The following is a 14,468-nucleotide window of genomic DNA, read 5'->3' on the forward strand; positions in this document are numbered from 1 at the left end:
CAGCGTCATGCACACAACCTGTGTGAGCCGGCTTGCTGGCGAAGGCGGTGTGTCAGTCGAAATGGACGGCACAGGTAGACCGCATTCGCGGGCAAGCGCGCTCCTACAGTGGATTTTCGTTGGCCGGGAGTTCAGCGTCATGCACACAACCTGTGTGAGCCGGCTTGCTGGCGAAGGCGGTGTGTCAGTCGAAATGGACGGCACAGGTAGACCGCATTCGCGGGCAAGCGCGCTCCTACAGTGAATTTTCGTTGGCCGGGAGTTCGGGGTCATGCAAAACCTGTGTGAGCCGGCTTGCTGGCGAAGGCGGTGTGACAGTCGAAACGGACGGCACAGGTAGACCGCATTCGCGGGCAAGCGCGCTCCTACAGTGGATTTTCGTTGGCCGGGATTTCAGCGTCATGCACAAAACCTGTGGGAGCCGGCTTGCTGGCGAATGCGGTGTGTCAGTCGCAATGGACGGCACAGGTAGACCGCATTCGCGGGCAAGCGCGCTCCCACAGGCGGGCGGGGTGAACGGTTAATCGTTGCGCATCGCCCCGAAATACGCGCAGCCGCGCTGAACCTGGCCATTGACCCGCAGTTCGGCGGTCAGGTGCTGCACCGAACCGTTTGACGGATCCACACAGCGCAGCGGCGCGACGTAGAGCTCGACGTGTTGGTTGTTGGCGTCGGTGATCAGGTTGAAGCGGCCCTCGGGCATCTGCTCTTCCATGTACGGCACGGCGAACGGCTCTTTGCCTTCGCGCTCCAGCACCAGACCCTTGCCGCTGGCGTTGAGGTTCCACTTCGGACCGTTGCCGCTGGCATGAATCGTCAGGCGCTTGAAGTTGGGGTCCTCGCAGGCGCCGCTCGGGCGCTCGACGCGGTAGAGCTGATAGATGTCAGCCTGACCGTCACTGCCCTGGGCCTTGCTCGCGACGAAGTTGCCGCGTACATCGGCGAACGCCTTGCCACTCTTGTCCACCACCGAAGCGGCTTCCTGCAGGACGCCGGTATTGCCCTTGTCGGTCACTGCATAGCGGCGTTGTTCGTTGCATGGGGCGAAGAACAGTTTGCCGCCGTCACCGCTGAGGGTGCCTTGCATGCGGATCATGCCGGCCGTCGACACCTTGCTGTCGCTGGACGACATGGGCATCAATTGGCAGCCGGCGAACAGGGGCAACAAGGCGAACATCAGGGCGGAACGAGCAGCGGACATGGGGCGGTCTCCAGACAAGTGCCGCCACGTTACTCAGCCTGCTCGCTCATCACAAGGGGCGATTAGCCGACGCGATACGTCTGTCCGGTTTGTAGCCCTTCGACACTTTTTGCGTACGCCAACGCTACATCGGCTGCCGGAACGGGTTTGAAGCCGCGAAAGTAAGGCGCGTAACTGCCCAAGGCTTCGACCAGCACAGTGGGACTGACCGAGTTGACGCGCATGCCGCGGGGCATCTCGATGGCGGCGGCCCGCACGAACGCGTCGATGGCGCCGTTGACCAGGCTGGCAGACGCTCCGGTGCGAATCGGATCGACGCTGGTAATGCCGGTGGTGAAGGTGAACGAGGCGCCGTCGTTCGCAAATTCCCGACCGATCAGCAACAGATTCACCTGACCCATCAGCTTGTCGCGCAGGCCCAGGGCGAAGGAATCGGCGGTCATTTCGCCGAGCGGCGCGAAGGTGACATTGCCCGCCGCGCAAATCAATGCGTCGAAAGGGCCTGTCCGTTCGAATAGTTTGCGGATCGAGTCGCTGTCACTAATATCGACGTGCTCGTCTGCGCCGGTTCTGCCGATGCGAACGATCTCGTGGCGTGGCGCCAACTCTTTCTCGATCGCCGAGCCGATGGTGCCGCTGGCGCCAATCAATAGAATTTTCATGATGCGGTTTTCCCCTGGTATGGATCAGGCGCTCAGTGTGAGTCGCCTTTTCCCACCGATACAGGGGCTAAACGGCAATCCCGGTTTGTCAGAAAGGAAACAATCATGAGCGAAATGGACGATCTGGCCGCGTTCGCGATGCTGGTGGAGGCCAACAGCTTCACCCTGGCCGCGCAATGGCTGGACACCAGCACCAGCCAACTGTCCAAGCGCATCAGCAAACTGGAAAAAAACTTCGGCGTGACGCTGCTCCATCGCACCACCCGCAGCCTGACGTTGACCTCGGCGGGCGCCATTCTGCTACCAGAAGCCCGCGCGCTACTGGCCCAACGCGACCGCGTCCGCGACGCCATGGCGTACCTGAGCGAAAGCCTGATCGGCATGGTGCGCCTGACCGTGCCGGTGTCATTGGGGGAAACCGTCTTCGAAGGCCTGCTCAGCGAATTTGCCCACACCTACCCCGACGTTCAAGTGGAACTGGACCTCAACAACCACTTCCGCGACATGCGCCGGGACGGCTTCGACCTGGGCATACGTTCCAGCGTGGGCATCGATGAACGCCTTGTGGCCAAGCCGTTGCTGTCGTTACAGGAACTGACCTGCGCCAGCCCGGACTACCTTGCCAAAAATGGCACCCCGCACACACCGGAAGAACTGCGCGTGCATCGATGCCTGCTCAACAGCCACCACAGCGGCCGCGAATCGTGGGATTACCACCAGAAACACGAACTGACCCGAGTCAATGTCCGCGGCACCTTCGCCAGCAACCACTACGGCCTCCTGAAAAAAGCCGCCCTGGTCGGCGCCGGCATCGCCCGCCTGCCGTCGTACATGGTTCATGAGGAACTGAAAGAAGGGCGACTGCATTGGTTGCTGCGTGATTACCAGACGCCGGTCTCATCGCTGTACCTCGTCCACCCCTTTGAAGGACGACTGCCGAGGCGGGTAAAAGTCATGGCTGACTACCTGACCGAATGGTTCGAGCGCAGCACGGCGGTGCTGGAAAAGCTCTGACCGCTTGGACCACTCGCCCCGCTGCTCGGGCGATAACAGAGCTGACGCAGAGCGTCACAGGATGCATTCCCACGCGGAGCGGGGGAACGATCAGGCCGGTGTTAACAATCAAAATTGATGGCGCAGCCACTGGCCTCTTCCCGGCTAAAGCCGGTCCCACGAAAAGCGGCGGCGTACACCCAGTAGGACCGGCTTAAGCCGGGAAGCCGTTGCCGTTGCTTTTGATCTTCGTACACAGAAGGTCCAGTCACCGCCAATCGCGACTTGGGTGCAGGCTGAACGCAGGTCTCGTGGAGTGGGCCGAGCCGCATGGATGCGGCGAGAGCGCCGTCAGGACATGGATGTCCGTTCGGCGCGTGCCCACGGAGCGAGACCGGAGTGAAGGAACCCTGACGAAGGAAGGGCCAAACCAGGAGCACAAAGCCCTTGGTTACTTGGGGCTTTATCAAGTAACTCGCCGAAGGCGAAACGTCTGCCCCCAGGCAGACGCCCTTGATCTTGCTTAAGATTCAACCGCCGAGATAAGCATCCCGCACTTTCGGATCGACCAGCAACTCCGCCCCCGACCCCTGCATCACCACCCGGCCATTCTCCAGAACATAAGCACGATCAGCGATCTTCAACGCCTGATTCGCATTCTGCTCCACCAGAAACACCGTCACCCCATCCCGCCGCAACTGCTCAACAATCTCGAAAATCTGCTGAATAATAATCGGCGCCAGACCCAGCGAAGGCTCATCCAGCAACAACAGCTTCGGCTTGCTCATCAACGCACGCCCGATCGCCAGCATCTGCTGCTCGCCGCCCGACATCGTGCCGCCGCGCTGATTGAACCGCTCTTTCAGACGCGGAAACAACTCAAGCACCTTATCCATCTGCACCTGATAATCGGCCTTGTCGGTAAAGAACCCGCCCATCGACAGATTCTCCTCCACCGTCAGACGGGCGAACACACGACGACCTTCCGGCACCACCGCAATGCTCTTGCGCATGATCACCGACGACTCCAGACCGACCAGCTCCTCACCCATATAACGGATGCTGCCACTGTGCGCGCGCGGCGAACCGCACAGCGTCATCAACAGCGTCGACTTGCCCGCGCCATTGGCGCCGATCAGGGTGACAATCTCACCCTGCTGCACATCGATGCTGACACCGTGCAATGCCTGGATCTTGCCGTAAAACGTGGAAACGTTATCGAACTGCAGCATTTACGCTTCCCCCAGATAGGCTTTGATCACTTCAGGATTGTCACGGATCTGCTCGGGCGTGCCATCGGCCAGCGGTGTGCCCTGATTGATCACCACGATATGGTCAGAAATGCTCATGACCAGCTTCATGTCGTGCTCGATCAGCAACACCGTCGCGTTGTGCTCATTGCGCAACACGCCGATCAGCGCTTTCAGGTCTTCGGTTTCTTTCGGATTCAGACCGGCCGCCGGTTCGTCGAGCATCAGAATGCGCGGGCGCGTCATCATGCAGCGGGCGATTTCCAGACGGCGCTGCTGACCGTAGGCCAGGGTGCCGGCAGGGCGGTTGGCGAATTCCTTCAGATCGACCGCTTCAAGCCAGTGCTCGGCGTACTCCATCGCCTCGCGCTCGCTCTTGCGATACGCGGGCGTCTTGAACAGGCCGGACAGGAAGTTGGTGTTGAGATGGCGATGCTGGGCCACCAGCAGGTTCTCCACCGCCGTCATCTCTTTGAACAGGCGCACGTTCTGGAACGTACGCACCACGCCTTTACGGGCGATTTCATGACCAGCCAGGCCTTGAATAGGCTCGCCGTCCAGCAGAATCGTCCCGGAGGAGGGTTTGTAGAAGCCCGTCAGGCAGTTGAACACGGTGGTCTTGCCGGCGCCGTTCGGGCCGATCATCGACACAACCTGTTTCTCGTGGACGGTCAGACCGACACCGTTGACGGCCAGCAGACCGCCAAAGCGCATGCACAAGCCGGACGCTTGCAGAAGTGGACGGCTCATCAGCGCTCCCCCTTGAGTTTCATGACGGGACGCTGCATCGGCAGGAAGCCCTGGGGACGCCAGATCATCATCAGCACCATCAAGGCGCCGAAGCCGAGCATCCGGTATTCGCTGAATTCGCGAAGCAGTTCAGGCAACAGAATCATCACAACCGCGGCGAGGATCACGCCCAGCTGCGAGCCCATGCCACCCAGGACCACGATGGCGAGGATGATCGCCGACTCCAGAAAGGTGAACGACTCCGGCGTGATCAAACCCTGGCGCGCGGCGAAGAAACTGCCGGCGAAACCGGCGAATGCAGCGCCGAGGGTAAAGGCCGACAGCTTGATGATGGTCGGATTCAGACCCAGCGCGCGGCAGGCGATTTCGTCTTCACGCAGGGCTTCCCAGGCGCGGCCGATGGGCATGCGCAACAACCGGTTGATCACGAACAGCGCCAACAGCGCCAGCAGCAAGGCGATCAGGTAGAGGAAGATCACCTTGTTGATGGAGTTGTAGGGCAGGCCAAAGTATTCGTGGAACGTCTGCATGCCTTCTGCAGCCTTGCGCTCGAACGACAGGCCGAACAGCGTTGGCTTTTCGATGTTGCTGATGCCGTTGGGGCCGCCGGTGATGTCGGTCAGATTACGCAGGAACAGGCGAATGATTTCACCAAAACCCAGCGTCACGATGGCCAGATAGTCACCACGCAGCCGCAGGACCGGAAAGCCCAGCAGGAAGCCAAACGTTGCCGACGCCAGCCCCGCCAGCGGCAGGCAGATCCAGAAACCGAAGCCGAAGTAGTGCTGCAGCAGGGCGTAGGTGTACGCGCCCACGGCGTAGAAACCGACGTAGCCCAAATCGAGCAGACCGGCCAGACCCACCACGATGTTCAGGCCCAGGCCGAGCATCACGTAGATCAGGATCAGGGTCGCGATGTCCACCGCGCCGCGCGAGCCGAAGAACGGCCACACCAGCGCAGCGATCACCAGCGCGCCGAGGAACCAGCGCTGGGTCGAAGGCAGGGTCAGAAAGTTGCTGGTCTTGTCGGACATCAGCGGTTTCTGCGGACGCGAACGCCACATGGCGCTGATCTGTTCGTTGAACAGCACGCGCAGGAACATCAGAAACGCAGCGGCGAAAATCACCAGCACGGTGGTGGAACTGGCGCCGACCACCACGAGATTGATCCCGACGATGTCCAGTTTGAGCCCGAGGATCGGGTAAGCGACGGCCAGCACCAGCACTGCGCTGAAGAGGGCCGATTTGAGATTCCTGGTCATACTTTTTCAACCTCCGGACGGCCGAGCAGGCCGGTTGGCCGGAACAACAACACCAATACGAGAAGACCGAACGCCACCACATCCTTGTACTGGTCGCCAAAGATGTCGGCGCCAAAGGCTTCGGCGATGCCCAGCACCAGACCGCCGAGCATCGCGCCCGGGATACTGCCGATGCCACCCAGTACTGCAGCGGTAAAGGCTTTGATGCCGACGAGGAAACCGGCGTTGGGGTTGATCACGCCGTACTGCATGCTCAGCAGGACCGCAGCGACCGCCGCCAAAGCGGCGCCGATGACAAAGGTCAGGGCGATGATGTTGTTGGTGTTGATCCCCAGCAGGTTGGCCATCTTGATGTCTTCGGCGCAGGCACGGCAGGCGCGACCCAGGCGAGAGCGGGAGATGAACCAGGTCAGACCGAGCATTGCCACCAGCGTGACGATGAAGATCAGGATCTGCATGTACGAGATCACCACCTCATGGTTGCTGCCGGGGCCGAAAACGAAGTTGCCGGGAATGAGATTGGGGATCGATTTGTCTTTTGAGTCCTGCGACAACAGCACGGTGTTCTGCAGGAAAATCGACATGCCAATGGCGGAAATCAGAGGGATCAAACGGTTGCTGCCGCGCAACGGGCGATAGGCAACTCGCTCGATGGCGTAACCGTAGGCGCTGGTCACCACAATACTCGCGACGAAGGCTGCGGTGATCAGCAGGGGCAGGCTGTCCAGGCCAAGCATGGTCAGACCGGCGAGGGCGATAAACGCCACATACGACCCGATCATGTACACCTCGCCGTGGGCGAAGTTGATCATGCCGATGATGCCGTAAACCATGGTGTAGCCGATGGCAATCAAGGCGTAAGTGCTGCCAATGGTCAACCCATTAACCAGCTGTTGAAGAAAGTGATAGAGATCTATCGGCATTGCTGAGTGCTCCTAAAAACCTGCCTGGTGTTTCACTGGTGAAGTCTTTTCCCGCTCGCGCGTCGTGATCTACGTCCGCGTCCGGCACGAGCCCAGTGGTTCACTGGTGCGGTTTCAAGATGTTCAGGGATCGGAATTCTTGTGAAATTCGCTGCCCGGCTAAAACAAAGCCCACTGCGGTTGCAGTGGGCTTCGGGTAAGCATGAAGGCTGCGTTATTTCACAGGGGCTTCAGTCTTGGTGCCATCTTTGTGCCAGGTGTAAACGACGAATTTGAAGTCTTTCAGGTCACCCTTGGCGTCGAAGGACAGATCACCGGTAGGGGTTTTGAAGGTACCGGCGTGGATGGCTTCAGCCACTTTCGCGGTGTCTTCGGACTTGGCGGTCTTGATCGCGTCGGCGATCACTTCCACGGCGGCGTAGGCCGGGAACACGAACGGACCACTCGGGTCTTCTTTCTTCGCGGCGAATGCATCAACCAGCGCCTTGTTGGAAGGATCCTGGTCGAAGGATTTCGGCAGTGTTACCAACAGACCTTCGGACGCGTCCTGAGCGATCTGCGAAATGGACGCGTTGCCTACGCCTTCCGGGCCCATGAAGCCGGCTTTCAGGCCTTTTTCCTGTGCCTGACGCAGGATCAGACCCAGCTCAGGGTGGTAGCCGCCGTAGTAGACGAAGTCGACATTGGCTTGCTTCATCTTGGCGATCAGCGATGAGAAGTCTTTGTCGCCGGCATTGATGCCTTCGAACAGGGCGACTTTCACGCCGTCTTTTTCCAGGGTCTGTTTCACGGCGGTGGCGATGCCTTCACCGTACTGCTGTTTGTCATGGATGACCGCAACGATTTTCGGCTTGACCTGCTTGGCGATGTAGTCGCCGGCGGCCGGGCCCTGGGCGCTGTCCAGGCCGATGGTGCGGAAAATCAGTTTGTAACCGCGAGCGGTGATTTCCGGGCTGGTGGCTGCCGGGGTCACCATGATGATGCCTTCGTCTTCGTAGATGTCGGAAGCGGGCTGAGTGGAGCTGGAGCAGAGGTGACCGACCACGAACTTGACGCCGTCATTGACCACTTTGTTGGCGACGGCGACCGCTTGTTTCGGGTCGCAGGCATCATCGTATTCAACGGCTTCAAGCTTCTTGCCGTCCACGCCGCCTTTGGCGTTGATCTGCTCGATGGCCATCTTGGCACCGCTGAACTGCATGTCGCCGTATTGGGCCACAGCGCCGGTTTTAGGGCCGGCGATGCCGATCTTGATCGTGTCAGCTGCGAACGAGTGACTGGCAACCCCCGCCAGAACCAGTGCGGCAAACAGCTTGGAAATCTGATTAATACCCTTAGTCATGATGCTCCACTCTTGCGTTGTAGTTTTTATAATCCTGACGGCCAAAGCTGCAGGACCGGATTGAATCTCCAGGCCGCACCCCCAGCAACTGTACCGGAACAGTTTAGAGCGCCGGTCGAGCGCTTGAATAGCTGGCTGCGGGGGGCAAAACCTGTGGGTGTCGCTTAATCGACAGAAAGATACATAATCAAGCCGGCTGTTTTGCCCCGTGGAGCGGCGAACCGGTCGGCTTGCGCGAACTTCCCTGCAATCAATCACTTGAATCCGGGTTTGTCGGTACGAAAGGCGGCGCTATCATTGCGTCGATTTCCAATACGGTGAAAACCCATGACGCAAGAACCTAGCACCCTCTATGCCAAACTGCTCGGCGAAACCGCTTCGATTACCTGGAAAGAATTGCAACCGTTCTTTGCAAAGGGTGCCCTGTTGTGGGTCGAGCCGACGCTGGATTTGATTGCCGTGGCGCAGGCATTTGCCGAGAACAGCGAGGCCCAGGTGGCCGCGTGGGTGAGCAGCGGGGAGGTCGGCAAGGTCTCTGAATCAAAGGCTCTGGATCTTTTGGAGCGCGATCCGCCGCTGTGGGCAGTGGTCGTCGCGCCTTGGGTGTTGATCCACGAAAGGGCGTAAGGCTGTTCCCTGCTCTAAAATGGTGCGTCGAATGATGGCGAAGTGGGTAGGGCGGTAACTCCCGGTGTGTCGCCGGTAGCGGAATCCCTCACTGACCGCGCGCTTCCTGTGCAAGAAGCGGGAGATCCCGGCGGGATGGTTTGGCGGGTCTCGCATGGGCCGGTATCAGCGGGGCGAATGTTCACAGACAGAGTGCCAAGGGGTAACTAGATTTCAGGCACACCGGAAGCGTCAGCCGCGACAGCCTCCGATAACAAGAAAGAGATCGCCCCATGGATCAATCGACTCAGGCAAGGAACGCTTGGCGCGTTCTGTTTCTGCTGTTTCTGGCCAACCTCTTCAATTTCTTCGACCGCACGATCCCCGCGATCATCATCGAGCCCATTCGCAAGGAATGGCTGCTGAGCGACTTTCAGCTGGGCATCATCGGCACCGCGTTCACGCTGGTCTACGCCGTAGCCGGTTTGCCGTTGGGGCGCATGGCTGACAACGGCTCGCGGCGCAAATTGATGGGTTGGGGCCTGGCGGTGTGGAGTGGGCTGACGGCGGTGAATGGCCTGGTCGGCAGTTTTTGGGGGTTTTTGCTGGTGCGGATGGGTGTAGGGATTGGCGAGGCGAGCTATGCGCCAGCGGCCAACTCGTTGATCGGCGACCTGTTCCCGGCCCACCGCCGGGCCCGGGCGATGGGCATTTTCATGCTCGGCCTGCCGCTGGGCCTGCTGCTGGCGTTCTTCACCATCGGCGCGATGGTCCAGGCGTTCGGCAGTTGGCGCGCGCCGTTCTTCATCGCCGCGGTGCCGGGGCTTGTGCTGGCGGTGTTCATGTTCTTCATTCGCGAGCCGGCCCGGGGCGCTGCCGAAAGCGTGGCCATTTCCCAAGAGAAAATCCACCGGCCGATCCGCCGCTTACTGTCGATCCCCACGTTTCGCTGGCTGGTGCTCGCCGGTCTGGCGTTCAACTTCGCCACCTACGCGTGCAACTCGTTCATGGTGTCGATGCTGCAGCGTTATTTTTTACTGCCCTTGCAGGAGGCCGCGATGGCCACCGGCATGATAGTCGGCGTGACCGGTCTCGTTGGCCTGACCGTCGGCGGCTGGGTCGCGGACAAGCTGCATCAGCGCTGGAGCAACGGGCGCCTGATGTTTGCCGCCATGAGCATGGTGGTCGCGACGCTGTGCACCGGTTATGCGCTGCACGCCGGGCGCATCGAGATCGGCGTGTTCGTCGGGGTGTTCAGCCTAGGCTGGCTGTTCTCCTACAACTTTTACACCTGCGTTTACACCGCCATTCAGGACGTGGTGCAGCCCCGGCTGCGCGCCACCGCCATGGCGCTGTTTTTTGCCGGCCTGTATCTGCTAGGCGGCGGGCTGGGGCCGGTGGTGGTGGGGCTGCTGTCTGACCATTTTGCCCACTCGGCCATGTACGCCGCGCAGGTCGAGCAGATGACCGAACCGTTCAAGGCGGTGGGGCTGCACGATGCGATGTACTTGATACCGGTGGCGTTGTTTTTCGCGCTGGTGTTTCTGGCGAAGGCATCGACGTGTTTCAGCGTCGATGCGCAAAGGATGCGCGAGGGGATGGTGGCGGATGAGCCGGTGGGGCAGGGGGTGAAGCCGTCGGTGGCTTAGGACCGAAAAGGGGACAGATTTATTTACGGTGAAGCGCTGTAAATAAATCAGTCCCCTTTTACGCAGTAAATAAGATCAGTCCCCTTTTACGCAGGTTTTGTGTTCGCCGCAGATTCGCGGCGAACCTGTTTATCCCGCCACCAGCACCCGAATCGCTTCCAGACGCAGCGCGGCTTTTTCCAGCATGGCCAGGCCTTGCTCACGTTGTTCGCGCAACGCCGCCAGTTCGCTGTCGCGGACCGTCGGGTTGACCGCTTGCAGAGCCGTCAGACGCGCCAGCTCCTCTTCGGTGTCTGCCGCCAGACGTCGCTGCGCTTCCGCCACACGTTCAGCGTGCTTCGGCGCAATCTTGCTTTCGGCGGCGTTGATCTGCGGATTGAGCACGTCACGCTGGGCCTGGATGAACTTGTTGGCGCTGGCCCGGGGCACGCTCTCCAGCTGGCCGTTCAGGGTGGTGAAAGACACACGCCCCGACAGGTCGTTGCCATTGCCATCCAGCAGGCAACGCAGGGCAGCGGGCGGCAGGTAGCGGCCCAGCTGCAGCGAGCGCGGAGCGACCACTTCACTGACGTAAAGCAATTCCAGCAACACGGTGCCAGGTTTTAGCGCCTTGTTCTTGATCAATGCCACGGCGGTGTTGCCCATCGAACCGGACAGCACCAGATCCATGCCGCCTTGCACCATCGGGTGTTCCCAGGTGATGAACTGCATGTCTTCGCGGGCCAGCGCCTGATTGCGGTCGTAGGTGATGGTCACACCTTCGTCGTCGCCCAGCGGGAAGCTGGCGTCGAGCATCTTCTCGCTCGGACGCAGGATCAGCGCGTTCTCCGAATGGTCCTCGCTGTCGATGCCGAACGCGTCGAACAGGGTTTCCATGTAGATCGGCAGAGTGAACTGATCATCCTGCTCAAGGATGGCTTCCACCAGTGCCTCGCCTTCGCCCGCACCACCGGAATTGAGCTCCAGCAGACGGTCGCGGCCGGTGTGCAGTTCGCTTTCAAGGCGTACGCGTTCGTCGCGGGCCTCGTTCACCAAAGCCTGCCAGTCGTCCTCGTCACCGCCATCGAGCTGCGGTAACAGGCGCGGACCGAACGTATGTTGCAACGCGTTACCGGTAGGGCAGGTGTTAAGGAAAGCGTTGAGCGCTTCGTGATACCACTGGAACAGCCGCTCTTGCGGGCTGGTTTCCAGGTACGGCACGTGCAGCTCGATGATGTGCTTCTGGCCGATCCGGTCCAGACGACCGATACGCTGCTCCAGCAGGTCCGGGTGCGCAGGCAGATCGAACAGCACCAGATGATGGGAGAACTGGAAGTTGCGGCCTTCACTGCCGATTTCCGAACAGATCAGCACCTGGGCGCCGAACTCTTCGTCGGCGAAGTAGGCCGCCGCGCGGTCGCGCTCCAGGATGTTCATGCCTTCGTGGAAGACTGTCGCCGGGATGCCGGAGCGAACGCGCAGCGCGTCTTCCAGGTCCATCGCGGTTTCGGCGTGGGCGCAGATGACCAGCACCTTCACGCGCTTGAGCATTTTCAGGGTGTCGATCAGCCAGTCAACGCGCGGATCGAAACGCCACCAGCGTTCTTCTTCACTGCTCTCGCCAGTGGCCTGGAAGCTGACTTCCGGATACAGATCGGCGTGTTCGCCAATCGGTAGCTCCAGGTACTCAGCCGGGCAGGGCAGGGGATACGGGTGCAGTTTGCGCTCCGGGAACCCTTGCACGGCGGCGCGGGTGTTACGGAACAGCACGCGGCCGGTGCCGTGACGGTCAAGCAGTTCACGGATCAGACGGGCACTGGCTTCGGCGTCACCGGCAGCAACAGCGGTCAGCAGTGCTTCGGCTTCGGCCCCGAGGAAACCACGGATGGTCTCGTTGGCTTTCGGCGACAGCGTGCCTTTGTCCAGCAGCTCCTGAACGGCTTCGGCCACCGGGCGATAGTTTTCGCTTTCGGCGCGGAAGGCGTGCAGGTCATGAAAACGGTTCGGGTCCAGCAGGCGCAGACGGGCGAAGTGGCTGTCCTGGCCGAGCTGTTCGGGGGTTGCCGTCAGCAGCAGCACCCCGGGAATCACTTCAGCGAGTTGCTCGACCAGCGAGTATTCGCGGCTGGCCTTTTCTTCGTGCCAGACCAGATGGTGGGCCTCGTCGACCACCAGCAGGTCCCAGCCCGCCGCGAACAGCGCGTCCTGGGCCTTCTCGTCTTCAACCAGCCATTCCAGCGACACCAGCGCCAGTTGCGTGTCTTCGAACGGGTTGCTGGCATCGCTCTCGATGAAGCGCTCGGCGTCAAACAGCGCGACCTGCAGATTGAAGCGGCGGCGCATTTCCACCAGCCACTGGTGCTGCAGGTTTTCCGGCACCAGGATCAGCACGCGGTTGGCGCGGCCCGACAGCAACTGGCGATGGATGACCAGACCGGCTTCGATGGTTTTACCCAGACCCACTTCGTCCGCCAGCAAGACCCGCGGCGCGATACGGTCAGCCACTTCACGGGCGATGTGCAGCTGGTGTGCGATCGGTTGCGCGCGCACGCCGCCCAGGCCCCAGAGCGAGGATTGCAACTGGCGGCTGGTGTGTTCGAGGGTGTGATAACGCAGGGAGAACCACGGCAGGGGGTCGATCTGCCCGGCAAACAGGCGGTCGGTGGCCAGGCGGAACTGGATGAAGTTCGACAGCTGGGTTTCCGGCAGGGTCACCGGCTGGTTTTGCGCGTTGAGGCCGTGGTAGACCAGCAGGCCGTCGACGTCGTCGACTTCGCGCACCGTCATCTTCCAGTTTTCGAAGTGGGTGATGGTGTCACCCGGCGAGAAGCGCACCCGCGTCAGCGGGGCATTGCGCAAAGCATACTGGCGCGTGTCGCCAGTGGCCGGATAGAGCACGGTCAACAAGCGGCCGTCCTGTGCCAGAACGGTGCCCAAACCCAGCTCGGCTTCGCTGTCGCTAATCCAGCGTTGCCCCGGTTGATACTGCTGCGACATGCTGCCTGACTCCCGCCTTGAAAAAGCCCACTATGTTAACGGAACAAGGCGCCCAGGCCAAAGCCACATTGTAAAAACCCCCGGATAGAGTGGGCGGCGTACCTGAGGCGGGCACTTGCTGCGAAAAACATAGTCGAAACTCGCGCTTGAATCGGCTCAAGTCGACGAAACGGCAGCCGACAGCTTGATAACAGGAGACCATTACCATGCTGCCACCGCTGATCCCACTGAGCGCGGCCCCCGTGACTTCGCAGCTGGACCCGGTCAAACCCACCCCGGACATCCCGCCGGTAACGCCGACTCAAAAGAGTTCGAGCGAAACCAATATCGACATGGGCGAACGTGACCGCGAGCAGGCCGAATTGCTGCTGCGCGAAGAACAACGCCGCCATCAACGCCGCCGCAGCGACCGGCGCGTGGCTGACCGCCACCCCGACCTTCAAGAAGGCCCGGCCATCCCCGGCGATTTCCTCAACGCCGACGACACCGTGCCGGTTGTGCCGATCATCGACGACGAGCCGCGCCAGGGGCTGTGGGTCGACCTGAAAGTCTGAGGCGCTGGTCAGCGCCGCCTCGATTGCGCATTATTGGCGGCAACAGGTATTCACGAGCGATACGCGATGAGCGATGACGAAAAACTGGTAGACCTGAGCGCCGAACGCGCCAGGCGTGTGCACGACCTCAATGACAAACGGCTGAACGAAGTCCGAAGCGCTTTCGAGCAGGCCATGCCGCTGGGCAAGGGCAAGAAGAAAGCCAAGAGCAAACCGAAGAAACGCTGACCTGCCTTCCGTTCGTTCCCCGTCTGCCGGCTGCTGTATGCGATTCACGCCGGCATTGACCTGAGTCAATTT

General features: G+C 60.8%; 13 protein-coding genes. 5 read left to right on the plus strand and 8 right to left on the minus strand.

Annotated features, from left to right (window positions below; translation table 11 throughout):
* Window positions 1-520: 520 nt before the first annotated feature.
* Window positions 521-1,201, minus strand: coding sequence for a hypothetical protein (locus tag ACYAR8_RS18800; protein ID WP_074891641.1), 681 nt, complete (start codon window positions 1,199-1,201; stop codon window positions 521-523).
* 62 nt (window positions 1,202-1,263) lie between these two features.
* Entirely contained in the window at window positions 1,264-1,863 is a 600-nt protein-coding gene (locus ACYAR8_RS18805; protein ID WP_074891643.1) for a short chain dehydrogenase, read from the minus strand.
* A 105-nt stretch (window positions 1,864-1,968) separates the two neighbouring features.
* Between ACYAR8_RS18805 and ACYAR8_RS18810 the strand changes: the two genes are divergently transcribed.
* On the plus strand, window positions 1,969-2,877 hold the full coding sequence (locus tag ACYAR8_RS18810; protein ID WP_463580726.1) for a LysR family transcriptional regulator: 909 nt from the start codon (window positions 1,969-1,971) through the stop codon (window positions 2,875-2,877).
* A 509-nt stretch (window positions 2,878-3,386) separates the two neighbouring features.
* Here ACYAR8_RS18810 and ACYAR8_RS18815 read toward each other — a convergent pair.
* The 5 genes from ACYAR8_RS18815 to ACYAR8_RS18835 form a co-directional block, all read right to left on the minus strand.
* Window positions 3,387-4,088: an ABC transporter ATP-binding protein gene (locus ACYAR8_RS18815; protein WP_065992624.1), complete on the minus strand. Its 702-nt coding sequence runs from the start codon at window positions 4,086-4,088 to the stop codon at window positions 3,387-3,389.
* Entirely contained in the window at window positions 4,089-4,856 is a 768-nt protein-coding gene (livG, locus tag ACYAR8_RS18820) for a high-affinity branched-chain amino acid ABC transporter ATP-binding protein LivG (protein ID WP_065992627.1), read from the minus strand.
* Window positions 4,856-6,118, minus strand: coding sequence for a high-affinity branched-chain amino acid ABC transporter permease LivM (locus ACYAR8_RS18825; RefSeq protein WP_463580727.1), 1,263 nt, complete (start codon window positions 6,116-6,118; stop codon window positions 4,856-4,858). The genes livG and ACYAR8_RS18825 overlap by 1 nt, the downstream gene beginning before the upstream one ends.
* Entirely contained in the window at window positions 6,115-7,041 is a 927-nt protein-coding gene (gene livH, locus ACYAR8_RS18830) for a high-affinity branched-chain amino acid ABC transporter permease LivH (RefSeq protein WP_108120576.1), read from the minus strand. The genes ACYAR8_RS18825 and livH overlap by 4 nt, the downstream gene beginning before the upstream one ends.
* 214 nt (window positions 7,042-7,255) lie before the next feature.
* Window positions 7,256-8,383: a branched-chain amino acid ABC transporter substrate-binding protein gene (locus ACYAR8_RS18835; RefSeq protein WP_074891651.1), complete on the minus strand. Its 1,128-nt coding sequence runs from the start codon at window positions 8,381-8,383 to the stop codon at window positions 7,256-7,258.
* 327 nt (window positions 8,384-8,710) lie between these two features.
* Here ACYAR8_RS18835 and ACYAR8_RS18840 point away from each other — a divergent pair, with 327 nt between their 5' ends.
* Window positions 8,711-9,010: a DUF2288 domain-containing protein gene (locus ACYAR8_RS18840; protein ID WP_074891653.1), complete on the plus strand. Its 300-nt coding sequence runs from the start codon at window positions 8,711-8,713 to the stop codon at window positions 9,008-9,010.
* Between the two features lie 272 nt (window positions 9,011-9,282).
* Window positions 9,283-10,638, plus strand: a complete 1,356-nt coding sequence (locus tag ACYAR8_RS18845) for a spinster family MFS transporter (RefSeq protein ID WP_074891655.1) — start codon at window positions 9,283-9,285, stop codon at window positions 10,636-10,638.
* A 129-nt stretch (window positions 10,639-10,767) separates the two neighbouring features.
* Here the strand turns inward: ACYAR8_RS18845 and rapA are convergent, their stop codons facing one another.
* Window positions 10,768-13,614 carry an RNA polymerase-associated protein RapA gene (rapA, locus tag ACYAR8_RS18850; protein ID WP_074891657.1) on the minus strand — a complete coding sequence of 949 codons (2,847 nt, stop codon included), beginning with the start codon at window positions 13,612-13,614 and terminating at the stop codon, window positions 10,768-10,770.
* A gap of 206 nt (window positions 13,615-13,820) precedes the next feature.
* On the opposite strand from rapA, the gene ACYAR8_RS18855 reads away from it, so the two are divergent.
* Together ACYAR8_RS18855 and ACYAR8_RS18860 are read left to right on the plus strand one after the other, a co-directional pair.
* Window positions 13,821-14,168, plus strand: a complete 348-nt coding sequence (locus tag ACYAR8_RS18855; RefSeq protein ID WP_074891659.1) for an aspartate-semialdehyde dehydrogenase — start codon at window positions 13,821-13,823, stop codon at window positions 14,166-14,168.
* Between the two features lie 66 nt (window positions 14,169-14,234).
* The gene (locus ACYAR8_RS18860; RefSeq protein ID WP_463580728.1) at window positions 14,235-14,396 is read left to right on the plus strand and encodes a hypothetical protein; all 162 of its coding nucleotides are present in this window, start codon (window positions 14,235-14,237) and stop codon (window positions 14,394-14,396) included.
* Window positions 14,397-14,468 lie beyond the last annotated feature (72 nt).

The sequence above is a fragment of the Pseudomonas sp. HP_01 genome (genome assembly GCF_055284355.1).

Bases quoted from the DNA above. Each gene is read 5' to 3' on its own strand.
- rapA (WP_074891657.1), bottom strand. From the start codon at position 13,614: ATGTCGCAGCAGTATCAACCGGGGCAACGCTGGATTAGCGACAGCGAA.
- ACYAR8_RS18810 (WP_463580726.1), top strand. From the start codon at position 1,969: ATGAGCGAAATGGACGATCTGGCCGCGTTCGCGATGCTGGTGGAGGCC.
- ACYAR8_RS18840 (WP_074891653.1), top strand. From the start codon at position 8,711: ATGACGCAAGAACCTAGCACCCTCTATGCCAAACTGCTCGGCGAAACC.
- livH (WP_108120576.1), bottom strand. From the start codon at position 7,041: ATGCCGATAGATCTCTATCACTTTCTTCAACAGCTGGTTAATGGGTTG.
- ACYAR8_RS18805 (WP_074891643.1), bottom strand. From the start codon at position 1,863: ATGAAAATTCTATTGATTGGCGCCAGCGGCACCATCGGCTCGGCGATC.
- ACYAR8_RS18845 (WP_074891655.1), top strand. From the start codon at position 9,283: ATGGATCAATCGACTCAGGCAAGGAACGCTTGGCGCGTTCTGTTTCTG.
- ACYAR8_RS18835 (WP_074891651.1), bottom strand. From the start codon at position 8,383: ATGACTAAGGGTATTAATCAGATTTCCAAGCTGTTTGCCGCACTGGTT.
- ACYAR8_RS18815 (WP_065992624.1), bottom strand. From the start codon at position 4,088: ATGCTGCAGTTCGATAACGTTTCCACGTTTTACGGCAAGATCCAGGCA.
- ACYAR8_RS18800 (WP_074891641.1), bottom strand. From the start codon at position 1,201: ATGTCCGCTGCTCGTTCCGCCCTGATGTTCGCCTTGTTGCCCCTGTTC.
- livG (WP_065992627.1), bottom strand. From the start codon at position 4,856: ATGAGCCGTCCACTTCTGCAAGCGTCCGGCTTGTGCATGCGCTTTGGC.
- ACYAR8_RS18825 (WP_463580727.1), bottom strand. From the start codon at position 6,118: ATGACCAGGAATCTCAAATCGGCCCTCTTCAGCGCAGTGCTGGTGCTG.
- ACYAR8_RS18855 (WP_074891659.1), top strand. From the start codon at position 13,821: ATGCTGCCACCGCTGATCCCACTGAGCGCGGCCCCCGTGACTTCGCAG.
- ACYAR8_RS18860 (WP_463580728.1), top strand. From the start codon at position 14,235: ATGAGCGATGACGAAAAACTGGTAGACCTGAGCGCCGAACGCGCCAGG.